The following is a 23,393-nucleotide window of genomic DNA, read 5'->3' as shown; positions in this document are numbered from 1 at the left end:
CTTTCTTTAATGGTCTTTTGCTGAACTTATCCCATATCCGGTGTTAGATTTGAACAGTACTTCAGGAAAACTGTTTTCCTCATTTTTTGCCTTTGACAAGATTGTACCTAAATAGGCTCCCATAAAGCCGAGTGGTACGGTGAAAATGGTCGGGTTGCTCATAGTGAAGAGGGGATTGCCTGTGAAAATACCCATTCCAGGTTCCGGATTCCACACATTAGGACTGAGCATGACCAGTATGATGGAGCTGAGTAACCCGAATAACATTCCTGTGATCGCTCCGGTTGCGTTGAAACGTTTCCAATATATTGTACAAAGGATGATCGGTAAATTGGCACTGGCGGCAATTCCAAGCGCAAGGACTGAAAGAAAAGCGACATTCAATGATTGTGCAAATAAAGCAAGTAAAATCGAAATGACCGCTACGCCGACCGAAGCCATTCGGGCAACGAGAATTTGCTGTTTTTCCGTAATGTTCCCGTCCTTGATGATTTCCCCGTATATGTCATGTGCAAAAGCGGATGCCGACGTTAAAACAAGTCCGGATACAACCGCTAATATCGTGGCAAATGCCACAGCGGATACGAAAGCGAATAAAAATTCACCGCCCACGGTTAATGCAAGTAGGGGCGCGGCCATGTTTCCGGCCGAGTTTGCTTCGACAATCCGGTCAAAACCGACGAAAGCGGCAGCGCCGAAACCGAGGAAAATCGTCATGATGAAAAATATCCCGATAAACCATGTGGAATATACGACGGATTTCCTTGCGGTAGCTGCGTCCTTTACTGTAAAGAAGCGGACGAGTAAATGCGGAAGGCCCGCTGCACCAAGGACAAGCGACATATTAAATGAAATCATGTCCAGTCCATCGGTGTATTTATTTCCGGGATTCAAAAAATCCCTTCCGAGCGGTGTTGCAGTTTGGACATGATGGAACATCTCTGAAATGTTGAAATTAAAACGGGAAAATACGATGAACGTCAACACAGCGGAACCGCCTAGTAAAAGAACCGCTTTGGTGATCTGTACCCAGCTTGTCGCTCTCATTCCACCGAAAATTACATAAATCGTCATCAATACACCGACAAGAAGAACGGATAGCCAATAATCGATGCCGAGCAACAGTTTAATTAATCCTCCTGCACCAACAAGTTGAGCAATCATGTAAAAGATTGAAATGACAAGTGTATTAGCCGCAGCTATCCCACGCACCTTTTTTGATTTAAAGCGCGCTGATATCATGTCTGCCAGCGTAAACTTACCTAAATTGCGAAGCGGTTCCGATACAAGATACAATAAGACAAGAAAGGCAACAAGGTTCCCGATGCTCATATAAAAGCCATCAAAACCAATAAGCGCGATCGCTCCTGTAATTCCCAGGAAAGAAGCGGCTGACATAAAGTCACCAGCTACGGCCAATCCATTTTGCCATGCTGTCAATCCGCCGCCAGCAGTATAAAAATCACTGGCATTTTTTGTTTTTTTTGAAGAGTAATAGGTTATTGTAAGCGTTAACAAAATGATGCCTAAAAAAAGCGTAAGGGATAAAATGCTCATTTGCCAAGCTCCTTCTCATATTTATTCAAGATATTCTTAGCCATCCTGTCGTACGTAGTTGCTTTTTTTATATAGACAATTCCTCCTATCCATACGACGGCAAATTGGAGAAGTGCATATACCCACGCCCAAGTAATATTCAGAAAGGCTTCACCTTTCAGTATCTCTGTGTATGCAGCTAAAACAGGCAGAACAAAATAAAAGGCAAGAAAGAAAAGAGTGACAGGTACGATAAAAGCTTTTTTCTTTTGAAGCAGATCCTTGAATTCTTCCGTTTCAATTAATTGACGATACTTACTTCCACTGTCATGACCTTCAGGTGAAAGGCTCACCTTAACAGGTTTTTCCATAATGATCCCCCTTTTTATTATAGAACGTTTTTGAAACGAACATTCGATAAAACGATATATCAATGCTAAAGTTAACATATTCAGAAAATTTAGTAAATTAAAACTTTATTTTTTTTGTTTACTCTGTCATTTTTGTTGAATTCAAAAAAACATGATTGACAACGTATAAATGACGTATTAATCTTGAAATTAAGCATAACGATAATTTTATTTCCGTATAATTAACGTTACGAAATGGAATCCTATGGGACCAAATGAGGGGGACTGAAATAATGTACAATCCGGAAGTTGAAACGGCTACGCGTGCTGAAATGGAAAGTTTACAAATGGCACGCCTTAAAAAAACGATAAGCCATGTATATGAAAATGTACCTTATTACAGAGGGAAATTTGAAGAGATGGGCCTTGATCCAGAAGAGATTCAAACTCTAAGCGATGTGACAAAGCTTCCATTTACAAAAAAACAGACTCTTCGTGATCAGTATCCATTCGGTCTATTCGCTGTTCCGATGGAGGATGTTACACGCATTCATGGTTCATCCGGAACAAGTGGAAAGCCTACCATTGTTGGGTATACGAAAAACGATTTGGAAAACTGGGCAACGATCGTCGCACGTGGAATTGTAGCGGCAGGGGGGCGGAAGTCGGATATTTTCCATAACGCATATGGGTATGGTCTGTTTACAGGCGGACTGGGTCTCCATTGCGGTGCAGAAAAGCTAGGGGTTGCCACCGTACCAATTTCAGGGGGGAATACCGATAGGCAGATTACGATCATCAATGATTTTAAACCGCGCGGCATTTGCGGAACCCCTTCTTATATTTTGAATATCGCTGAAAAGATGGAAGAGATGGGGATTGACCCAGCTGATAATGGGCTTGAGTATGGGATTTTCGGAGCTGAGCCGTGGTCAGAGGAAATGAGGGCGACCCTTGAGAGGAAACTGAATTTGAAAGCGATCGATATTTACGGACTAAGTGAAATCATGGGGCCGGGAGTTGCGATAGAATGCCGTGAAGCGCAGGATGGATTGCATATCGCAGAAGACCATTTCCTTGTTGAGGTCATTAACCCCGATACGCTTGAACCAGTAGAGGACGGCGAAGAGGGGGAACTTGTCTTTACCAGCCTTACAAAGGAAGCGCTGCCAATCATTCGTTATCGTACAGGTGATATTGCCTCCATTACCCATGAACCGTGTAAATGCGGACGTACCACAACAAGAATGTCCCGAGTTAAAGGCAGAACGGATGATATGATCATAGTCAGGGGAGTGAATGTATTTCCTTCAGAAATTGAGCGTGTGTTATTCCAAATGGAGGGAATCGTGCCTCATTATCAGATTCATCTCGTTAAGAAGGGGAAAATGGATAGTGTTGAACTGCATATCGAAATTGAAAGCGGTTTCTATAAAGAGATTGAAGAAGACTTAACACATGGAAATATAGAGATATTAAGGAAAACGATTCAGCATCATATGAAGTCCACATGTCTTGTAACGATGGATATTGTTGTCAACATTCCAAAAAGCATTCCTCGTTCAGAAGGAAAGGCCATCCGTGTCGTTGATAAACGGAAGGATGAAGTGATAAGTTTATAAATTACGTGCCCATGAAGATAGCGTTGAAAATGCGATTCTTTCGTTCTGTATTTGCCTGCTTATGTCCTGGCTGAAATACCCGGAGCTGAAGGGAATCGAACGATTGTTGTGAAAACGCGCTACATAAGGCGGATGCAATCGTGGTTAACTATGGGTTATCTATTAATGGAAGAGAAGATGAATCAATCATGAAATAGAGAAGGAGGAAAGCATCTTGGCTAAATATACAATTGTGGATCAAGAAACTTGCATTGCATGCGGTGCGTGCGGTGCCGCTGCACCGGAAATCTTTGATTACAATGATGAGGGAGTGGCATTTGTCATCCAGGATGAAAATGAAGGAACTGCAGAGGTCGCGGAAGATTTATTTGATGATCTGGATGATGCAATGGAAGGCTGCCCAACAGAGTCAATTAAAGTGGAAAGTACGCCGTTTAAGGTTTTAGTTGAATAAAAGAATCGTAGAATCCCTGATAATTTCCTTTTATTTCGAAAAAAAGACGGAATAGTCTTGCAATAAATATAACAGTAAAATATAATAACGTTATATAAACGTTATATAATAAAAAAGAGGTGATTTGAATGAGCGTTCTTTTAAATGATATGGCAGAACAAGAAAAACTGAACCAATTTATTGCCAGAGTCGAAGCTGGGAAAAAGATAGAAGCGGATGATTGGATGCCGGAAGATTATCGGGGCACCCTCATCAAGTTAATATCGATGCATGGCATCAGTGAAATCATGGGGGCGCTTCCAGAAAAGGAATGGGTACCTAAAGCCCCGACCTTAAATAGAAAACTTGGAATCATGGCAAAGGTGCAGGATGAAATGGGGCATGGGCAATTATTGCTTCGAGTCGCCGAGGATTTGCTAAAGCCGTACAGCAAAAAACGGGATGATCTTATGCAAGATTTATTTAAAGGAGATTTAAAGTTTCATAATGTTTTCCATATGGAAGCCAAATCCTGGGGCGATGCAGGATTGATTGGCTGGCTGGTTGATGGAGCTGCCATCATTTCCCAAACGAATATGCTTGGTGCTTCATATGGACCCTATGCCCGAGCTTTACAGAGGATTTGCGCGGAAGAAGTTTTTCACGCCCAGCATGGTGAAGCGATCATCATGGCTTTGGCTGAAGGAACGGAAGAACAAAGGAAATTGGTTCAGGACTCCATCAATTATTGGTGGGAATCTTTGTTACTTTTCTTTGGACCTCCCAGTAAGAATGAAGTGGGAACATCCAAACAGGATGTAACGATAAAGTACAGAATCAGAACCAGTACCAATGAAGAGCTTCGCCAGGGCTTTTTGTCTAAATATGTGAAGCGAATCCTTTCACTCGGTTTTACCATTCCAGATGAAACGCTTAGATTTGATAAAGAATCTGAAACATGGATTTACCAACAACCCGATTGGGGAAAATTGAAAATCATCGCAAGGAATGAAGGGCCCTGTTCGCAGGATCGCTTAAGTCTTCGAAGAACTTCTTATGAAAATAATAAATGGGTACGTGAGGCGTTAGCGCCAAAGGTCATCTAAGGGAGGGGGGAAGGACGATATGAAAACTAGACAAGAAAATTACTTTGAAGAATTTGAAGTGTTTAGCCGTAAAACGCAAACTTCACCCGTTCAATATCATTTTAGCCTGCTGGCCCCTAATGAGGATATTGCCATCATGATGGCACAAGAAAACTTCATGAGACGTGAATCGGTTGATGATATCTGGGTCATAAAAAGACAGAATATACGGAAAATGACGGCCGAGGAAAAGAAAACGCTTCAACGTATTGATAATAAAGATTACAGGACCACGAAAGGGTACGGGTATTTAAAGAAAAAATGGCGGAAGTATGAGCAAGGAATGCTCGATGAAAAAGAGATAATGTCTTGGGCGGGAGGTGTGAAAAATGAAGAGTGAATCATTGAAGAACATCGCAATCAAGGAATTGCTGCTTCAACTGGCGGATGATGACTTCATCCATTCTTACCGTGGTGCAGAATGGCTTGGACTCGCACCGCATATCGAAGAAGATGTTTCATCCGCTTCGATATCTCAAGACACGATGGGGCATGCAGCCATATATTATAAGTTACTAGATGAACTCGGTGAAGGGGATGCTGATAAGCTTGCTCACGACCGTCCAGCCAAGGAACGGCGCAATGCAATCATTCTCGAATTGGTCAATGGTCCTGGTTACTATATGAAAGACCCGGATTATGATTGGGCGTTTGCGGTAGTGCGGAATTATTTTTATACCCAAGCCAAAGCGGTTAAAGTTCAATCCCTTCATTCATGTTCATATGAACCGCTTGCGGAAGTGGCACAAAAGGTACAAATGGAACTGTACTATCATTTGATGCACTGGAAAACATGGTTCGTCCAATTGCTGGGATCTGGTCATTTGGAAGCGGTTTCGAGAATGAAAGCGGCGATTGGGAAAACAATGCCGGATTTTGCTGGCGTATTTTCACTGGGCCAATATGGAGAGGAAATGGTTGAGCTCGGCTTGATAGAGGGAGAAACTGACTTACAAAGAAAATGGATCGAGGCTATCACCCCAATTTTTGAAAGTGTTGGCTTGACAACAACTATTGAAATAGGAATGGCAAGAGGTGATGGTCGAAATGGCCAGCATACGGAAGATTTGGAAAAGGCGTTAGAAACCCTAAGTGAAGTGTACGCATCCGATAAAGCAGCTTCATGGTGAATCAATAGAAAGGGGAGGGGTACCATGTCGACCATACAGTTGAACACAGAAGAAATATATAAACTCCTGGAAGACGTTAAAGATCCAGAAATCGATACAGTGAGTATCCTGGATTTAGGGATGGTTGAAGACGTGACGTTTTCGGGCCATGACGTTTCGGTAAAAATGCTGCCAACTTTTCTTGGATGCCCGGCATTGTCGATCATTCAAAAAAATGTGGAAACAGCCCTTCGACAGCTGCCTTCCATAAAAAATGTAAGTGTGGAATTTTTACGTTCCCCTTCCTGGACATCTGATCGAATTACCGAAAAGGGGAAAGCTGGATTGAAGGTTTTTGGAATTTCCCCTCCTCCTCGACAAATGAAAAGTGATGGATCATGGCATGTGGATTGCCCATATTGTGAATCGACATATGTCACGATGGAAAATATCTTCGGTCCAACGGCCTGCCGCAGCATTTTATATTGTAAAGCATGCAAAAATCCGTTCGAAGCGATGAAACCTATGATAAAAATTATCTAATGAAAACTGGAGGTTTTTTAAAATGGTAAAGTTAATCGCCCTATATAAACAACCTGAAAATAAGGAAGAGTTCGATGAGCACTATTTCAATGTACATGGTCCGATAACGGAAAAAATTCCTGGTCTTCAAAAAATGGAGGTCACTAAAATTGTAGGGACCCCAATGGGCAAAGACTCTGAGTATTACATTCTTTGTGAAATGTATTATGAAGACCACGATGCATTGCAGCAAGGAATGCGTTCCCCTGAAGGAAAAGCATCAGGGAAAGACCTAATGGGCTTTGCCGGGAAACTTGTCACGATGATGATCGGAGAAGAAATAAAATGAATGCGCTTCAATTCATTGAAACAACAATTGCGGATGGCATTGGTTATATCACTTTAAATCGGCCGAAGCAACTGAATGCCCTTAACAGGAAAATGGTTAGGGAAATAGTTTCAACCATGGAAGAATTCGACCGGGACCCACAAGTGAAGGTGATCTTGCTATCGGGCAATGGAAAAGCATTTTCCGCTGGAGCTGATATTGACGAGATGGTGAACGACAATCCAATCAGTATGGAGTTAACGAACCAATTTGCCGATTGGGACCGAATGAACCTAGTCAAGAAGCCTGTGATTGGTGCGGTGAAAAGTTTTGTATTCGGTGGTGGTTTTGAACTCGCTTTATCCTGTGATTTCCTTATTGCTTCCAGCGACACCCAGTTTTCCTTTCCGGAAGTGACATTAGGGGTCATGCCTGGTGCAGGGGGGACCCAAAGGTTGACGAAATTGGTAGGCAAGACAAAGGCACTAGAATGGATATTGTCGGCTGAAAGGATAAAGGCAAAGACAGCACTACAATATGGTTTCATTAATAAGATCGTGGCACCTGAATTGTTAATGGAAGAAACGGTTGATTTTGCTGGAAAGATAGCAAAGCAACCTGCATTGGCTGTAAGACTGATCAAAGAGTCCGTCAATAAAGCCGTTGATTACCCCTTATATGAGGGGATGCAATTTGAACGGAAGAACTTCTATATACTTTTTGCATCAGAGGACCAAAAAGAAGGAATGAACGCATTTGTTGAAAAAAGAGAGCCGAATTTTACTGGAGAATAAGGGGTGCTCTATGTACGAAACGATCAAATATAGAGTTGAAAATGGAGTGGCATGGCTTACTTTGAACCGTCCTGATAAACTTAATGCCTTTACGTCCCAAATGAATAAGGAAATACAGAAAGCGATCAAAATATCTGCAGGGTCAGATGAAGTGCGGGCCATTATCATTACAGGGGAAGGCAGGGCTTTTTGTTCGGGGCAGGATTTATCGGATGTTGATGAGGGCATGAATTTAGGCCAGATGCTTCGCGATGACTACGGTCCGATGATGCAGCAAATAGCAAACTGTGAAAAACCGATCATTGCAGCAGTCAATGGAGTGGCTGCAGGGGCTGGTTTCAGTCTGGCGCTGGCATGCGATTTCCGCCTTGTTTCTGAAAAAGCCAGTTTTTTAAATGCTTTTGTCAATATCGGGTTGATACCTGATTCGGGGAATCTGTATTACCTTTCGCGGATCGTTGGTCATGCGAAGGCCTTGGAATTATCATTATTGGGGGAAAAGGTTCCTGCAGCCGAGGCGGAAAATATCGGGCTCGCTACAAAAGTGATCGATGTGGAGGAATGGAACGAGCAATTGAAAGCCTTTGCAGAGAATATCGCAAACAAACCAACGAAAGCAATCGGTTTAATCAAAAGATACTTAGAAGCGTCCTATCACCTTTCATTGGAAGAATACTTAAAAGAAGAAGCTGAGGGTCAGCGAATTGCTGGCTTAACGAAGGATTATGCAGAAGGTGTGGCAGCATTCACTGAAAAAAGGACGGCTCAATTCATAGGCAAGTAATATAGAAAAGGGAGTGGGATTACATGGTTAGAGTACAAGAGGCAGCATTTGAAAAAGCGGAAGTGAAGCGTGATTATTATCATCTGATCATCAATGGAGAAAGAGTGGAAAGCTCTGACGGTTCCACGATTGATGCATACAATCCTGCGACTGGTAAAATCATTGCCAAGGTTGCAAAGGCGACCAAGGAAGATGCAGAAAAAGCCGTTCAAGCTGCACGTGAAGCATTTGATAAGGGGAAATGGAAGAAAACTCCGATTAATAAACGGTCTCGTGTATTGAACAAAATTGCTTCAATCATGCGTTCACGTTTTAATGAATTGGTTGAATTGGAGGTCCTGAACAGCGGCAAATCCATTTCTGCAGCGCAAGGCCAAGTCATGCAGGCAATTGAGGATTTTGAGTTTTATGCAGGCGCTTTAGTTGCACACCGCGGATCTGTCAATAATGTTCCTGGTCAATTCCATAACTATACGGAAAAAGAGCCAGTAGGTGTTTGTGCTCAAATCATCCCTTGGAATTACCCTATGATGATGGCAGCGTGGAAAATTGCACCTGCAATTGCAGTTGGCTGTTCAGTCATTGTCAAGCCCGCTTCGTTAACGCCGCTGACTGCCATCGTATTAGGGGAAATCTGTTTAGAAGCTGGTGTTCCTTCCGGCGTGGTCAATATCATTCCAGGTCCTGGATCGGACGTAGGGAATTATCTTGTCGAGCATCTGAAAGTGAATAAGGTGGCGTTCACGGGTTCTACGCCAATCGGCAGGGATCTCATGGGCAAAGCTTCACAGACATTAAAAAGGGTGACATTGGAGCTTGGCGGTAAGTCCCCTAATATTGTTTTTGAAGATGCAGACCTTGAAGCGGCTATCGATGGATCATTATATGGAATTTTCTACAATACCGGGCAGTCTTGCGAAGCTAGATCCCGTTTATACGTGCACGAAGACATATATGATGAGTTCGTTGCCAGATTCGTAGAAAAAACGAAAAAATTGAAATTGGGCAATCCGCTCGACAAAGAAACACATGTCGGTGCAGTCATAGATCAAGGGCAATTGGATGTCATCGACAATTATGTACAATCTGCCATTACTGACGGAGCGGAAATCCTGACAGGAGGAAAGCCAGCGGTCATAGAAGGTTTCGAAAACGGTTATTGGTATGAGCCGACGGTGATTGCGAATGTCAATCATGAAATGGATGTAGTGAAAGAGGAAATATTCGGGCCTGTCGTTGTCATAATGAAATTCAAAGATGAAAAAGAAGCCGTGAGACTCGCGAATGATACGGAATTCGGTTTGGGTTCAGCACTATGGACAAAAGATGGCGGGCGTGCAACTAGAGTGGCCAATCAAATAGAAGCGGGAATCGTCATGGTGAATTGCCCATTCTCCGCATTTCCTGGAACACCTTTCGGAGGGTATAAACAATCAGGGTTCGGCCGGGAACTTTGTATTGAGACACTTGATCTATATACAGAAACGAAAAGCATCATTTCCTATCATGGAAGCCGTCCATTAAATCCATTTGGAATTTAATAAAACATAAAATAGGCGGCTGGCTGAACGGTATGTCGGAAAAGTGATTCAGGTATGGATGAATGCTGATCTGGTTATTCGTAGCCAGCCCCTATTTATTTTGTGAAGGAGGAATGAACGAATGATTAGAAATTTAGTGATTGTCGGATCTGGTGTCATGGGCAGGGGAATAGCTTATGTAGGGGCGACAGGAGGTTTTAATGTAGTACTGGTGGATGTGAATCAGGATGCTTTGGAAAGTGCTGGAAAAGAAATCGATGCCATTTTTGAAAAGGGTGTGCGCTACCAAAAAATCACCCAGGAAGAAGCGGCAGCCGCAAAAGGCAGATTTTCCTATTCTTCCAATTTGAAAGAATCAGCAGCATATGCCGACTTGATCATAGAGGCAGTTCCAGAAAAAGCGGAAATTAAGAGGGCAGTCTTCGAAACGATTGAAGCCCATGCAAAAGAAGATTGTTATTTTGCAACCAATACTTCCACGATGAGCCCGACGGAAATTGGTTCTTATGGAAAGCGTCCCGAAAAAACGATTGCCATGCATTTTTTCAATCCTGTACAAAAGATGCCACTCGTTGAAATTGTACGTGGTCTTGAAACCAGCGATGAAACGGCAGCCGTAATAAAAGAGGTAGCCGGAAAAATGGGAAAAGAAACCGTGGTCATAAATGAATTCCCTGGGTTTGTTACCAGCAGGATCAGCTGTCTGGTAGGGAATGAAGCGTTCTTTATGCTTCAAGAAGGTTTAGGAACACCGGAAGAAATCGATAAGGCAATAAAATTAGGGCTGAATTACCCAATGGGACCTTTTGAGCTAGGTGATTTGGTAGGATTGGATGCCCGTTTGAATAATTTGAAATATTTACATAGTAAACTTGGTGAGAAATACCGCCCGGCCCCGCTCCTTGAACAGTATGTTAAAGCTGGCAGGCTCGGCCGAAAGTCAGGTAAAGGTGTGTACGATTATACAAAAGATGGAGAGCTGATGAGGAAATGAAGGATGTTGTGATTATCGATGCTGTGAGAACACCAATCGGAAGATATAAAGGAGTTTTGAAAAGCGTCCGCCCGGATGACCTCGGTGCAATTGTAATCAAGGCGCTGACCGATCGCAATCCAGAGCTGCCCCCAGATCAGATTGAGGATGTCATCTTCGGGAATGCAAATCAAGCAGGGGAGGATAATCGCGATGTGGCCCGGATGTCCGCCCTTTTAGCTGGTCTTCCGGTAAACGTAGCTGGAACGACAATAAATCGTTTGTGTGGATCCGGACTGGATGCCGTCATGTATGCGGCACGTTCCATTGCTGTAGGTGAAGGCGATATTTATATCGCAGGAGGTACTGAAAGTATGACAAGGGCGCCGTACGTCATGGCCAAACCTGAGAGTGAATTTCCGAGGGGGTCAATGGAGCTTCAGGATACAACGATCGGATGGCGTTTCACGAATGAGAAACTTAAAGAAATGTATGGCGTGGATTCCATGCCTCAAACGGCTGAAAACGTCGCCCGGCGTTTTTCGGTTTCAAGGGAGGATCAAGATCGATTCGCGTATCAAAGCCAGCAAAGAGCGAAAAACGCAGTGGAAAATGAGCGTTTCATTAATGAAATCGTACCTGTTAGATACACGGATCGTAAAGGGAGTGAGGTCATTGTCGATAAAGATGAACACCCTCGTCCTGACACAACCATCGAAAAGTTGGAAAAACTCAAACCAATCTTTAAAGACGGCACTGTAACAGCAGGTAATGCTTCAGGTGTAAATGATGGTGCCTCGGCATTACTTTTGATGAGTGCAGAAAAAGCACGGGAGCTTGGATTGAAACCTCTGGCCAAATATGTTGTAGGGGCGGTAGCGGGCTTAGAACCATCCATTATGGGCCTTGGTCCAATCCATGCCACTAAAAAAGCTTTGGAGAGGGCAAGTTTGACGATTGAAGACATCGGGCTAGTGGAATTGAATGAAGCATTCGCTTCCCAATCCTTGGAGTGTATCCGCCAATTGAAATTGGATCAGGAGAAAGTGAATGTCAACGGAGGGGCAATAGCGTTTGGCCATCCGCTTGGTGCAAGCGGGGCGCGTATTTTAACAACACTTGTCCACGAAATGAAAAAGCGGAAAGTACGCTATGGTCTTGCGACGATGTGTGTAGGCGTTGGCCAAGGCATATCCGCCATTATAGAAAATATTGAAAAAGATTGAAGAGGGGCCGGCCCTTATTAGTTTTATCTTCAAAAAGGGTCATTTTTTTAAAAGGGGAGGAGACTCATGTCCAATGTTATTTATAAAGTGATGAATCAAATCGGATATGTAACAGTGAATCGGCCTGACGTATTGAATTGCTTCGACTATGAGACACTTTCTGAATTGCAGGAAGTCATCGATTCAGTTTATATGGACAGCGAAATCCGTGTCGTCATTTTCACAGGTGCAGGGGAAAAGGCATTCAGCGCGGGAGCGGATTTGAAAGAAAGGAAGTCTTTGGATGATGCGGAAGTAAGAAGGAACGTTAAAGCGATTCGCGATGTTTTTAATAGTATCGCAGGGCTTCCGCAGCCAACCATAGCTGCCGTCAATGGGTATGCATTGGGGGGAGGATTCGAATGGCTGCTTTCATGTGACTTTGCAATTGCTGCGGAAGGTGTTTCTTTGGGGCTCACTGAAACCAGCTGGGCCATTATTCCTGGGGCAGGCGGTACACAGCGGCTGCCGAGATTGATTGGGGAAATGAAAGCGAAGGAATTAATCTTCACCGCTAAAAAATTGACTGCAGAAGAAGCATGTCAATTAGGGATCCTTTTGAAGGTTTTGCCAAGGAATCAACTTATGTCAGCTTGTGAAGAATTGGCAGCAAATATCATGAAAAATGGGCCGATTGCAGTCAAACAAGCCAAATATGCGATTGACCAAGGAATGAATACGGACTTGCAGACCGGTATGGCCATAGAGGGAAAAGCCTATGAATTGACCATCCCGACTCAAGACAGATTGGAGGCGCTCCAAGCATTTAGTGAACGGAGAAAAACGCAATTTACGGGTAAATAATATTGCGGTTTCTTTATAAAAAGATATAATAATAATTATGTCGTCCGTGTGAAAATAGTAATAATATGAGAGTGAGGTGAGAAAAATAGGAACTAATACGCAATCCATGATTTTTACGATTTATGGAGATTATATCCGCAATTATGGAAGTAAAATCTGGATAGGCAGTTTAATTCGTTTATTAAAGGAATTCGGTCATAATGAGCAGGGCGTTCGTGTAGCCGTTTCACGAATGGTCAAGCAAGGGTGGATTCAGTCAGAAAAGCAGGGAAATAAAAGCTATTACTTTTTGACCGATCGGGGTGTACAGCGAATGGATGAAGCGGCCAATCGCATATACAAGATGAAACCAAATGAATGGGACGGTAAATGGCGTACCTTAATGTACACGATACCTGAAGATAAGCGGCAATTACGGGACGATCTCCGTAAAGAATTATTATGGAGCGGATTTGGCAGCTTTTCCAGTGGTTGCTGGATTTCCCCTAATGATTTGGAGAAACAAATCAATCGCTTGATCGAGAAATATGACATCAATGAATATGTTGATTTTTTCATATCGGAGTACAAGGGTCCAAAAGAAAATCAATCGCTTGTCGAGAAGAGCTGGCATTTAGAAGAGATTGAAAATAAATATGAAGAATTCATCGAGAAATACAGCAAACAATTCATCGTTCATCAAAGCATCATTAGCAGGGGAGAAATGTCCGATGCAGATTGCTTTGTAGAACGAACGAACTTGGTGCATGAATACCGTAAGTTTTTATTTATCGATCCGGGCCTTCCAAAGGAACTGTTGCCTTCAAAGTGGAACGGGAATCATGCTGCTCTTTTATTTAGCCAGTATTATCAAGTCTTGGCAGAACCGGCAAGCCGTTTCTTTGAAAGCGTATTTCAGGAAAACAACGATTTATGGCGGAAAGACGAAACCTATGATGCCAAGGATCATCCACTTATCATTAAGTGAAAGGAGCTTCAGCCAGTCGCTAATTCCGACTAGCTGAAGCTCCTTTCACATAAACATATTCGAACCTTTTATAAAATTAATCAAGGATCCCTTTGAAATCTTTTCCTTTTTGAACATATGTATCGATCGAAAGTTGGATCAATTCAAGATCTTTATCATTCAATCTGCGAACCACTTTCCCCGGGGAACCAATGACCAGAGAACGTGGAGGTATGCTTTTGCCAGAGGAAATCAATGTATTCGCTCCGATAATGCATTCTTCGCCTATTTCTACATTATCCAATATCGTTGAACCCATACCAATAATGGAGCGTTTTCCTATCTTACAACCATGCAGGATTACATTATGACCAACCGTCACTTCATCTTCAATGACAACTGGGCATCCTTCAAATAAATGAATGGTGGAGTTATCTTGAATACTGCATCTTTCTCCTATTGTAATTGAATCTTCGTCACCGCGCAGTACGGCATTAAACCAAATGGTCGAGTCTTTCCCAATCAAAATATCACCGATTAAATGAGCACCAGGTGCCACGAAAACGGTATCATCAATGGATGGTTTTTTATTCTTGTACGGAATAATCATAGTCTCGCTCCTTTTTGAAAAGTCAGAATTGTTTTTCTAATGAATATAGTATAACATTAAAGTGACAGGGAGGGATGAAAGTGAAATATATTTGTGAGCTTTTTTCGATAAAATATCCAATTATTCAAGGCGGCATGGGGAATATAAGCAATGCTAGTCTTGCGGCTGCAGTATCCAATGCAGGAGGCCTAGGGACAATAGGGTGCGGTACCATGAATCCTGAACAGGTAGAAGCCATCATTCTCGATACCAAAGATAAAACCAATAACAATTTTGCGTTGAACATTCCGATAAACGTTAGTCCATATACAGATGAATTAATCAATCTTGTCCTGAAGCATGATATACCTGTAGTTTCCTTATCTGCAGGAAATCCAGCCCCTATCATTCCATTATTGCAAAAAAAGAATATAAAAGTGATTGCCATCGTTGCGTCGGTTAAGCACGCGCAAAAAGCGCAAGCTGCCGGTGCCGATGTGTTGGTCGCTGAAGGGTTTGAAGCTGCCGGCATCAATTCGAACCTGGAAATGACGACCTTTACACTCATTCCGCAAATCAGCAAGCATGTGACACTGCCAGTTTTAGCCGCTGGCGGAATAGGAAATGGACAGGGATTGGCAGCTGCATTGATGCTGGGGGCTTCTGGAGTCCAATTAGGAACCAGGCTTATCGCTACACAAGAAGCACCGTTCCATCCGTCATATAAACAGAAACTCATCGAAGCGATGGGCAATGATACGGTAATTTTGGGGAGGTCACATGGCCAGGTCAGAAGGGTATTGAAGGACCCATATACCGAGAAAGTCCTGGATTTGGAAAAACAGGGGCTGTCTCCTATGAATTATCGTGAAATGACCTCTGAAGTCCATCATATTAATGGGGCGATGAACGGGGATGTTAATAATGGTTTCATGAACAGCGGCCAGGTTGCCGGATTGATTGATGATATACCCACGGTAAAGGAATTACTTGATGGCATGATGAAAGATGCAAAAAAACAAATGGAAGATGGTTTGAGCAGGGTCTCTGCCCCTTATATGATTTGAGAGTGGAGGCTATCGATATTCTTGTGTACCAGAGGTATTCGCTTGGTAACAGCTAAAGTGTGTAATAACCAATTGAAAAGGGGAAATCAATGACATACACTAATTATCAATTCATAACAAAGAAGGCGCCTTGATCAGGCGCCTTTTTGATTTATGTCATTATTAGTAGCCGCCACCGAATCCCCAACTGCATCCGATGATGATCAACAAGATGAATAATACGATCAGCAATGCAAATCCGTTATCGAAACCGCAGCCGCCACCGCCGCCATAACAATCATTACCATTTCCACCCATTTAATTTCCTCCTCATACATATTATGAATTACAAACCTAGCAAAACATCTTTACCAGGAATACTTCATACTATGTATTCTAGGCCGAAGTGTTTGCTTATTCATAAAAAATGGGCATGGGTATAACAGGGGGAATAAGCCCGAATATTTTTTTGATTTCGTTTTAAATGTTATAATATACCATGTGGATTGTTGGGGAAGGGAGCTGAATTAAGTCATGAAGGTTGCCATTATAACGGATGTGCATGGTAATGCATCAGCGTTAAAAGCCGTTCTTAGGGATATTGATCAAAGGGAAGATATAGATCGTCTTTATTGTTTGGGAGATATGGTCGGAATTGGCCCGGATACAAATGAAGTCCTTGAACTTTTATTTTCAAGAAATGATTTATCGATGATAACTGGAAATCATGATGAAGCTGTCCTGGCCATCATTAACGGGGAGCCGCATCCCGCCGGTCATATTCATGTAAAGGAGCATCATGAATGGATAGCGGATAGGATGCATCGGAAATTCTTAACCAAATTGAAAAAATTACCTCGTACCATACATCATATCATTAATGATCACTCCGTTTACTTCACCCATTATCACATGGAATCGAAGAAATTGGATGAGCACATAAGCCGAAATCCATTTAGTAAAATCGTTGAACCGAATTTAGATAACTTAGAAATGCTTTTCAGAGATCAACATCACGATTTAATAGGGTTTGGTCATCATCACCCTATCCACCTTTTTAAAAATGACCGAACGATATTTCTGAACCCTGGTTCTCTTGGCTGCAATGGTGAACCAGTTGCTCCTTATGCCATAGTTACGATTGAAAATACCGGTATTCAGGTTAAGCTTGAAAAAGTGGCCTATGATAATACATCATTCCTGTTATCGTATAAAAGCTTACAAGTTCCAGAGCATGAATTCATTATACGTGCCTTCCATGGCGGGCAGCAGGCCTAATACGTTAATTTTTGATGAAGTATGGGAAAATGTTGAGCATAAAGGTACATGCCTGTGGATACGATAATAGGCAAACATCATGATGCTGGAGGTAGGTTATGAAGGAAAAGGAACAGGTAAGTCAAGAGCAGGAAGAGATGGAGCGGCACAGTCTTGTCTGTAATGATGAATTGTTCAATAAGGATTTGCATGCCATTGTCGATGATACGATGCAAGAGGAAAGATAAAACGGGAAAAACGCTGCAGGAATTGTCTGTAGCGTTTATTTTTACTTTGAAATGGGAAGGCAGAATGTTGGTTTTTCGTAAAAGATCACGCCATGCCTTTTTCACCACCTTTTTTAAAGCCGGGGAATCCCGGAAGTGAATCATTTGAAACCATTCCGGATTTATCCCATACTATATATAAGTTTCAAATCCGAGAGGAGGGGGATGGCATGGGACATCATCATGGTCACTCCCATGATCATGGGCACGGACACCACCACCATCATTCCAATAATAAAAAAGTATTGTTGGCTTCTTTCTTATTAATCTCCACATTTATGATAGTCGAGGTAATTGGTGGATTCTTGACAAATAGTCTGGCTTTACTGTCGGATGCAGGTCACATGCTTAGCGATGCGGCAGCTTTAGGACTTAGTTATACAGCGGTAAGATTGGGGGAAAGGAAAGCAACATCGTCCAAAACGTTTGGATATAAACGTTTTGAAATCATAGCTGCTTGTTTGAATGGATTGACCTTGATCATCATATCCGTATTCATTTTCGTAGAGGCAATTAAGAGGTTCCTGGATCCCCCTGAGGTGCAAAGCATGGGAATGCTAATGATTTCAATCATAGGCTTACTTGTTAATATCATTGCGGCCTGGATTTTAATGAGCGGAGATAAGGAAGACAATCTGAATGTACGGAGTGCCTTTTTACATGTTATTGGTGATATGCTTGGATCTGTAGGAGCCATCGCTGCCGCACTCTTTATTTATTTTTTCGATTGGGGAATAGCAGATCCGATTGCCAGCGTCATAGTAGCTATCTTAATTATTATCAGCGGTTTTAGGATAGTGAGGGATTCTTTCCATATCTTGATGGAGGGCACGCCAGACCAAGTCGATATGGATGAAGTGAAAGCATCTTTGACAGATTTGGTTGGTGTATCCGAAGTCCATGATCTCCATATCTGGACGATCACCTCTGGTTTTTTGACAATGAGCTGCCATGTTGTCATAGATGAAAGCGGTGATCACGATTCCGTTTTAGCAGAAGCGCAAAAACTACTTCATGATCGGTTTGGAATCGAACATAGCACAATTCAAGTGGAAAGACAGGAAGCAGGATGCCCGAATCCACATGAGACATGTAATTGAAAAGGGCTGGCTCAGTTTAGAGCCAGCCTCTTAAGAGTGCAATAAGAGTTTCAAGTAATTTTATGTCCATTTCCTACTATGTGGTACATTCCTGTTAAAATGAATCCAGATCACTGGCATGAAATGACTAAGTGAAAACATCGGTGAATTTTACTGCGAACATAATCCTGACACATAATAAGGGTAAGATTGAGGGAAAAAGCTTGATGTTTTTAATAGTTAGCATATGCAACATGATTTCACTATAATTCAGGAAGGAGGAATCCATAAATGAAGAAAATTCTTGTAGTAGAAGATGAAATTGCCATTTCGATGGTATTGAAAGCATATTTGGAACGGGAGGGTTTTGTTGTAGTCCAAGTTTACGATGGGCTAAAGGCCATACCGGTGTTTGAAGAAACGAAGCCAGACCTTGTCCTGCTTGATGTCATGCTGCCAGGTAAGGAAGGCTGGGATATATTGAAGGAAATTCGGGAGGATGATACATGTCCGGTTATCATGTTGACTGCACTGACAGATGTCGATTACAGATTATCGGGATTTAAGTCAGGTGCGGATGATTATATCTCCAAACCCTTCGTTGCCGAAGAAGTCGTGGCCCGGGTGCATGCCGTTTTAAGAAGGTCCTCATCGGTTGTTACGGAAGATGGTCATGTACATGAGTTTGGAAGTTTAACCATCGATGATCTGTCTTATATGGTGCATTTGAATGGGGAAGAGATAAACTTGACGCCGCGTGATTTGTCACTTCTCGTTTTTTTCGCTAAGCACCCTAATCAAATTTTCACGAGAGAACAGCTGCTCGACCAAGTGTGGGGTTTGGATTATGACGGCAGTGACCGTGCGGTGGACCTGGCGATCAAACGAATCAGGAAGTCGATAGATGCATGGCCTGTAACTGAGGGGGAAATAAAAACATTGCGTGGATTGGGGTATCAATTGAGTGTCTATGAAAACTAAAAAAAGAACCACTTTGCAACGCTATTGGACCAAGAGATACGTATTGACCTTGATTTCGGGCTTGATATTATTATCTGTTTTTTCCTTATGGTGGATGGAAAAAACGGCTTTGGAATATAGGCTTAGCCTTCTTAAGTATTTAGCGGATGAAACATCCGATCGGGCGATTAAGGAAAATGGTCAGATTGTCATTGGCCCGATCCTTTCGGAAATTGTTGAGGAAAGGGAGAAAATCCTCCATCTGAACCAACAGCCAATCATCTATATCGTCGATCCCGATGCCACCATCATTTATACGATGCCACAATTGTATATAGATCCCGATGATAATAAACTTCCGGACGTCATCATGAAAAATACGGAGTTAATCCAGAAGGTCAAGATTTCCGACAACAAAGTATATGTAGTCAAGTCCCCCATTACGTTTAATGATGAAACGAGAGGCTGGGTGGTCATTGCACAGGAAGAAGGGGCATTGAAGGAAATCAACCAAGATCATGGCTTGTTGGCGATCATGATTGGTGGCCTTCTGATTCTGGGAACGGGAGTCATTTATTTTCTTTCCAGGCAGATTTCACGGCCCATTCAAGACGTTGCTAACGCAGCTGTCCAGGTTCGAGAAGGCAACTATGATATCCATTTTAAAGAGGAAGAGGAAATCAAGGAAGAGGAAATTTATGAACTGGTAGAATCATTTAAGGAAATGACCAACAGATTGAAGGTCATGGAGAAGTTGCGGGCGGAATTGCTTGCAGGCGTAACCCATGATTTGAAAACGCCAGTCACTTCCATCAGCGGACTGATACAGGCGGTTAAGGATGATGTCGTTAAGGGAGAGCAAAGTAAGGAATTCCTCGATATTTCCTTGAAGGAAACTCAACGTTTACAAGGGATGATAGAGGATTTACTCAATTATAATGCCATATCTGCAGGCGCTTTTAAAATTCGGGTGCATAAAGAGAATATCAATATATTCATCAAGGAAATCGCCCATCGCTGGCAGGTGACCCAGGATGATGATCAATCGTTCGCTTTTGAGGTAAGAGTTCCTGATGAACCGGTCTTTGGTCAAATAGATTCATTACGGATGCAGCAAATCGTCATTAATCTTTTGAATAATGCCAGACATGCACTTGATGGCAAAGGGAAAATATCGGTTCACCTTTATGAAAAGGATGAAGAAAGGATCTGCATTGATATACTGGACAGCGGCCGGGGGATCCCGGAACATGAACAACAATATGTGTTCGAACCATTTTATCGGGGTGAGAACAAAAAGTTGAAGGTACGTGGTCTAGGTTTGGGACTGCCATTCAGTAGAATGCTCGCAAAAGCGCAAAAGGGAGATCTTATACTTAAGGATAGCGATGAACAAGGGACAACCTTCACGATTGTCATAGAGAAAGCGGATCAGATATAAAAAAGGGTTGTCCGATGTAATGGACAACCCTTTTTTATACAGAAAGCTAACTAATTAAGCCAATTGGCTGATTGCTCGCCATAATTGTACATGACGGACTTTCCTTGGAAGGAAGCGTCCCATTTCTTCTTCATTATATCCTGCATGCAAGTTCTTATGGTCGAAAATGATTGGCCGGCGAAGTAAATCCGGGTTATCCTGAATAAGCTTGCAAAGATCATTAAGTGGTGTATTATTTATATCGATATTCAGGCTTTTGAATTTTTTAGAACGGGTTGAGATGATTTCATCTGTCCCGCCTTCCGTTTTACGTAAAATCTCTTTTATTTCTTCTATAGATAGAGGTTGGGAATATAGGTTACGTTCATTAAAGGAAATTTCGTTCTTCTTAAGCCAAGCTTTTGCTTTACGACAGGCTAAACTGCTTGGAGTAGTATAAATTGTTACCATTAAAATCGACTCCTTCAAAGTTTTCAAGTTTATTGGAATGAAATTATTTTTATATTTGTGATACTCTTACTTTAACGTTTCTTTGTGTCAGCAAGATGTCAAGAAAAATAAACTTAAATGTTATTTAAAAAAGAAAGGGAGAAACTGAAATGAAGCCTGCCTTTAATGAAAAAGAAACCGTTTGGGTAGTGGTGCCGAACAAGGGCCTGCATAGGCCGATATTTAACAATGATGTGCGGATAATATCATGACAGCGGATTTTTGGTCACCAGTCAGGCTATCGATACAAGTAGCGGGATTATCGGGTATCCTTGTTCTCTTTTTAGGAATTATCCTAGCGCGAATGATGGCAAAAAAGCGATTCAGGGGACGAATCCTGTTGGAAACAGTGTTTTTATTGCCGCTTGTTTTACCGCCTTCCGTCGTGGGTTTTTTATTGATTGTGATTTTTGGCAAGAATGGAATGCCGGGACAATTCATTGAAAGGGTTTTTGATCAGCCATTGATGTTCACGTGGTGGGCGGCGGTCATTGCATCTACCGTGGTAGCGTTTCCGCTTATGTACCAATCTGCTAAAACGGGCTTTGAAGGTATAGATGAAGAAATCGAAAATGCAGCAAGGGTAGACGGGGCCGGTGAGTGGAGATTATTCCTGAATGTTTCCCTTCCATTGGCGATCAAATCCATCGTCACAGGTGCCATCTTAAGTTCTGCGCGTGCGTTGGGGGAATTCGGGGCCACCCTCATGTTTGCCGGGAACATTCCCGGACAGACACAAACCATACCGACTGCGATTTATATCGCCATGGACTCTGGGAATATGACATTGGCCTGGCTGTGGGTTGCCGCAATTATCGCCATTTCATTCATTATGCTTTTTATCGTGACTTACATAAAATGAATGCTTTTGAAATTGCACCAGCTTAGGCATCACCCATTAAATAGCATAAAACGTTTCATGACAATGAATTGTTCATATGATTCCGATAGAGGAGGTGTTTTGGCAATGCTTGATCATTTCCGCTTCCACCTTATAGGCTTCCTTCTGAAGCTTAAAAAGCTGTTGGCTATAATCGGTGTCCAGGTCCCGAATTTTCATGATCAAATCCTAACACTCCCTTTCATTACCTTATATTGGAAGAGGGAGAGTGTTGTTTCTAATCAGTCTGTGTTATAATCGACAAACAATATGAACTAATGAAATGAGGAAGAAATTTGTTAACATTTGTAGAAAAATTGAGCATCATTGAAACTTTTCCGGAATTACAGCGAAAAGACGTTTCATTGGGACGTGTGAACTTCCATTATCCAGGTAGTGTCCAGGAGAAAAAGATCGTCGTTCAGCACTTGCATCCCAATGGAAATGGATTCGTTTACGCAGGGCATATGAGAAAAAAAGACACTGACCGTAAAGGGTTTATCAATATACGTGACTATAATGAAGCGGAATTAAAAGAATTGATCCAAAAAAGCGTGGATTACCTATCTGAACCTCCAGTTGAATTCGAAGAAGAGGAAAACGAGTTCGCTAGGTTGGAAGGGACATGGATTGGCCCTGAAAAGCAAGAGCTTACACTTGAAAGGGAAGACCTGCTTTGGAATGTGTATTCAGGGTCGAATCTTGAGGAGTGTTTCGAGAGTCCAGTAGAGGCGGAGCGCTACTTATTGGACGAAGGCTTCCGACAAAGCAAGAAGAGGAAAATGTAGAATTTTAGGATAATTTGTCGTTTGATTTACTGCGTTAATCTTGTTTTTTTAGGATTTCCCATGATATAATATAAGTAATTATTTTTGTTCGGAATAAGTTTGATAGAAGGATTTACTGTAATAGGATTCCTCTTGAAACATTATCCAGAACCAAAAATAGTAATAAAATGGATTTTTCCAAACACAGGAGGAACTATCATGGTACAAGGTAAAGTAAAATGGTTTAACGCAGAAAAAGGTTTCGGTTTCATCGAAGTTGAAGGCCAAGACGATGTATTCGTACATTTCTCAGCTATCCAAGGCGAAGGCTTCAAAACGCTTGAAGAAGGCCAAGAAGTTTCTTTCGAAATCGAGCAAGGCGCTCGTGGACCACAAGCAGCTAACGTTCAAAAATAATTGAACGCATATAAAAAAAGACTCCGATT

Annotated in this window: 29 protein-coding genes; 23 read left to right on the top strand and 6 right to left on the bottom strand. The window is 42.2% G+C overall.

The window, feature by feature from the left end; translation table 11 throughout:
• Positions 1-6: 6 nt before the first annotated feature.
• Together IOC57_RS02235 and IOC57_RS02230 are read right to left on the bottom strand one after the other, a co-directional pair.
• Positions 7-1,557, bottom strand: coding sequence for a solute symporter family protein (locus tag IOC57_RS02235; protein WP_207437220.1), 1,551 nt, complete (start codon positions 1,555-1,557; stop codon positions 7-9).
• Positions 1,554-1,907 (bottom strand): DUF485 domain-containing protein, encoded by a 354-nt coding sequence (locus tag IOC57_RS02230; RefSeq protein ID WP_207437219.1) that lies wholly within the window; start codon positions 1,905-1,907, stop codon positions 1,554-1,556. The genes IOC57_RS02235 and IOC57_RS02230 overlap by 4 nt, the downstream gene beginning before the upstream one ends.
• 272 nt (positions 1,908-2,179) lie before the next feature.
• Between IOC57_RS02230 and IOC57_RS02225 the strand changes: the two genes are divergently transcribed.
• From IOC57_RS02225 to paaX, 14 genes are all read left to right on the top strand, one after another.
• The gene (locus IOC57_RS02225) at positions 2,180-3,508 is read left to right on the top strand and encodes a phenylacetate--CoA ligase family protein (protein WP_207437218.1); all 1,329 of its coding nucleotides are present in this window, start codon (positions 2,180-2,182) and stop codon (positions 3,506-3,508) included.
• Positions 3,509-3,722: 214 nt separating this feature from the next.
• Positions 3,723-3,962 carry a ferredoxin gene (locus IOC57_RS02220; RefSeq protein WP_207437217.1) on the top strand — a complete coding sequence of 80 codons (240 nt, stop codon included), beginning with the start codon at positions 3,723-3,725 and terminating at the stop codon, positions 3,960-3,962.
• Positions 3,963-4,090: 128 nt separating this feature from the next.
• Entirely contained in the window at positions 4,091-5,047 is a 957-nt protein-coding gene (paaA, locus tag IOC57_RS02215) for a 1,2-phenylacetyl-CoA epoxidase subunit PaaA (protein ID WP_207437216.1), read from the top strand.
• A gap of 19 nt (positions 5,048-5,066) precedes the next feature.
• Entirely contained in the window at positions 5,067-5,426 is a 360-nt protein-coding gene (paaB, locus tag IOC57_RS02210) for a 1,2-phenylacetyl-CoA epoxidase subunit PaaB (protein ID WP_207437215.1), read from the top strand.
• On the top strand, positions 5,416-6,216 hold the full coding sequence (gene paaC, locus IOC57_RS02205) for a 1,2-phenylacetyl-CoA epoxidase subunit PaaC (protein WP_207437214.1): 801 nt from the start codon (positions 5,416-5,418) through the stop codon (positions 6,214-6,216). The genes paaB and paaC overlap by 11 nt, the downstream gene beginning before the upstream one ends.
• A gap of 24 nt (positions 6,217-6,240) precedes the next feature.
• The gene (paaD, locus tag IOC57_RS02200; protein ID WP_207437213.1) at positions 6,241-6,738 is read left to right on the top strand and encodes a 1,2-phenylacetyl-CoA epoxidase subunit PaaD; all 498 of its coding nucleotides are present in this window, start codon (positions 6,241-6,243) and stop codon (positions 6,736-6,738) included.
• Between the two features lie 22 nt (positions 6,739-6,760).
• Positions 6,761-7,066 (top strand): EthD family reductase, encoded by a 306-nt coding sequence (locus IOC57_RS02195; RefSeq protein ID WP_034314904.1) that lies wholly within the window; start codon positions 6,761-6,763, stop codon positions 7,064-7,066.
• Positions 7,063-7,839: an enoyl-CoA hydratase/isomerase family protein gene (locus IOC57_RS02190; RefSeq protein WP_207437212.1), complete on the top strand. Its 777-nt coding sequence runs from the start codon at positions 7,063-7,065 to the stop codon at positions 7,837-7,839. The genes IOC57_RS02195 and IOC57_RS02190 overlap by 4 nt, the downstream gene beginning before the upstream one ends.
• A 10-nt stretch (positions 7,840-7,849) precedes the next feature.
• On the top strand, positions 7,850-8,623 hold the full coding sequence (locus tag IOC57_RS02185) for an enoyl-CoA hydratase-related protein (RefSeq protein WP_207437211.1): 774 nt from the start codon (positions 7,850-7,852) through the stop codon (positions 8,621-8,623).
• Positions 8,624-8,646: 23 nt separating this feature from the next.
• Complete coding sequence (locus IOC57_RS02180) at positions 8,647-10,164, top strand: aldehyde dehydrogenase family protein (RefSeq protein WP_207437210.1); 1,518 nt, start codon at positions 8,647-8,649, stop codon at positions 10,162-10,164.
• A gap of 121 nt (positions 10,165-10,285) precedes the next feature.
• A complete protein-coding gene (locus IOC57_RS02175) occupies positions 10,286-11,158 on the top strand; it encodes a 3-hydroxyacyl-CoA dehydrogenase (RefSeq protein WP_207437209.1) in 873 nt (290 codons plus the stop codon).
• Positions 11,155-12,363 (top strand): acetyl-CoA C-acyltransferase, encoded by a 1,209-nt coding sequence (locus IOC57_RS02170; protein ID WP_207437208.1) that lies wholly within the window; start codon positions 11,155-11,157, stop codon positions 12,361-12,363. Before IOC57_RS02175 ends, IOC57_RS02170 begins: the two co-directional genes overlap by 4 nt.
• 66 nt (positions 12,364-12,429) lie before the next feature.
• Positions 12,430-13,206, top strand: a complete 777-nt coding sequence (locus IOC57_RS02165; protein WP_207437207.1) for an enoyl-CoA hydratase-related protein — start codon at positions 12,430-12,432, stop codon at positions 13,204-13,206.
• Positions 13,207-13,291: 85 nt separating this feature from the next.
• Positions 13,292-14,173 carry a phenylacetic acid degradation operon negative regulatory protein PaaX gene (gene paaX, locus IOC57_RS02160; protein WP_207437396.1) on the top strand — a complete coding sequence of 294 codons (882 nt, stop codon included), beginning with the start codon at positions 13,292-13,294 and terminating at the stop codon, positions 14,171-14,173.
• A gap of 76 nt (positions 14,174-14,249) precedes the next feature.
• Here paaX and IOC57_RS02155 read toward each other — a convergent pair whose 3' ends face one another.
• Positions 14,250-14,762, bottom strand: coding sequence for a gamma carbonic anhydrase family protein (locus IOC57_RS02155; RefSeq protein WP_207437206.1), 513 nt, complete (start codon positions 14,760-14,762; stop codon positions 14,250-14,252).
• Between the two features lie 80 nt (positions 14,763-14,842).
• Between IOC57_RS02155 and IOC57_RS02150 the strand changes: the two genes are divergently transcribed.
• Positions 14,843-15,808: an NAD(P)H-dependent flavin oxidoreductase gene (locus IOC57_RS02150; RefSeq protein ID WP_207437205.1), complete on the top strand. Its 966-nt coding sequence runs from the start codon at positions 14,843-14,845 to the stop codon at positions 15,806-15,808.
• A gap of 162 nt (positions 15,809-15,970) precedes the next feature.
• Here the strand turns inward: IOC57_RS02150 and IOC57_RS02145 are convergent, their stop codons facing one another.
• Positions 15,971-16,105, bottom strand: coding sequence for a YjcZ family sporulation protein (locus IOC57_RS02145; RefSeq protein WP_207437204.1), 135 nt, complete (start codon positions 16,103-16,105; stop codon positions 15,971-15,973).
• Positions 16,106-16,321: 216 nt separating this feature from the next.
• Here IOC57_RS02145 and IOC57_RS02140 point away from each other — a divergent pair, with 216 nt between their 5' ends.
• From IOC57_RS02140 to IOC57_RS02125, 5 genes are all read left to right on the top strand, one after another.
• On the top strand, positions 16,322-17,065 hold the full coding sequence (locus tag IOC57_RS02140) for a metallophosphoesterase family protein (protein WP_207437203.1): 744 nt from the start codon (positions 16,322-16,324) through the stop codon (positions 17,063-17,065).
• A 98-nt stretch (positions 17,066-17,163) separates the two neighbouring features.
• Positions 17,164-17,292 carry a hypothetical protein gene (locus IOC57_RS25630; RefSeq protein WP_257790334.1) on the top strand — a complete coding sequence of 43 codons (129 nt, stop codon included), beginning with the start codon at positions 17,164-17,166 and terminating at the stop codon, positions 17,290-17,292.
• A gap of 209 nt (positions 17,293-17,501) precedes the next feature.
• Positions 17,502-18,431 (top strand): cation diffusion facilitator family transporter, encoded by a 930-nt coding sequence (locus IOC57_RS02135; protein WP_207437202.1) that lies wholly within the window; start codon positions 17,502-17,504, stop codon positions 18,429-18,431.
• A 270-nt stretch (positions 18,432-18,701) separates the two neighbouring features.
• Positions 18,702-19,391, top strand: a complete 690-nt coding sequence (locus IOC57_RS02130; RefSeq protein ID WP_207437201.1) for a response regulator transcription factor — start codon at positions 18,702-18,704, stop codon at positions 19,389-19,391.
• Positions 19,381-20,811 (top strand): HAMP domain-containing sensor histidine kinase, encoded by a 1,431-nt coding sequence (locus IOC57_RS02125; RefSeq protein WP_286184485.1) that lies wholly within the window; start codon positions 19,381-19,383, stop codon positions 20,809-20,811. Before IOC57_RS02130 ends, IOC57_RS02125 begins: the two co-directional genes overlap by 11 nt.
• A gap of 54 nt (positions 20,812-20,865) precedes the next feature.
• Here IOC57_RS02125 and spx read toward each other — a convergent pair whose 3' ends face one another.
• Entirely contained in the window at positions 20,866-21,261 is a 396-nt protein-coding gene (spx, locus tag IOC57_RS02120) for a transcriptional regulator Spx (RefSeq protein ID WP_034314875.1), read from the bottom strand.
• A gap of 247 nt (positions 21,262-21,508) precedes the next feature.
• Between spx and modB the strand changes: the two genes are divergently transcribed.
• Positions 21,509-22,162, top strand: a complete 654-nt coding sequence (modB, locus tag IOC57_RS02115; RefSeq protein ID WP_207437199.1) for a molybdate ABC transporter permease subunit — start codon at positions 21,509-21,511, stop codon at positions 22,160-22,162.
• A gap of 72 nt (positions 22,163-22,234) precedes the next feature.
• Here the strand turns inward: modB and IOC57_RS25625 are convergent, their stop codons facing one another.
• Positions 22,235-22,366, bottom strand: a complete 132-nt coding sequence (locus IOC57_RS25625; protein WP_286184452.1) for a hypothetical protein — start codon at positions 22,364-22,366, stop codon at positions 22,235-22,237.
• 110 nt (positions 22,367-22,476) lie between these two features.
• Here IOC57_RS25625 and IOC57_RS02110 point away from each other — a divergent pair, with 110 nt between their 5' ends.
• Positions 22,477-22,968 carry a hypothetical protein gene (locus IOC57_RS02110; protein ID WP_207437198.1) on the top strand — a complete coding sequence of 164 codons (492 nt, stop codon included), beginning with the start codon at positions 22,477-22,479 and terminating at the stop codon, positions 22,966-22,968.
• A 198-nt stretch (positions 22,969-23,166) separates the two neighbouring features.
• On the top strand, positions 23,167-23,364 hold the full coding sequence (locus IOC57_RS02105) for a cold-shock protein (protein ID WP_028393295.1): 198 nt from the start codon (positions 23,167-23,169) through the stop codon (positions 23,362-23,364).
• The last annotated feature ends 29 nt before the right edge of the window (positions 23,365-23,393 follow it).

The sequence above is a fragment of the Bacillus sp. SD075 genome (assembly GCF_017355165.1).
Taxonomy (GTDB): domain Bacteria; phylum Bacillota; class Bacilli; order Bacillales; family DSM-1321; genus Peribacillus.
The sequence above is the reverse complement of the archived record's forward strand: the minus strand, read 5'-3'. Positions and strand labels throughout refer to the sequence as shown.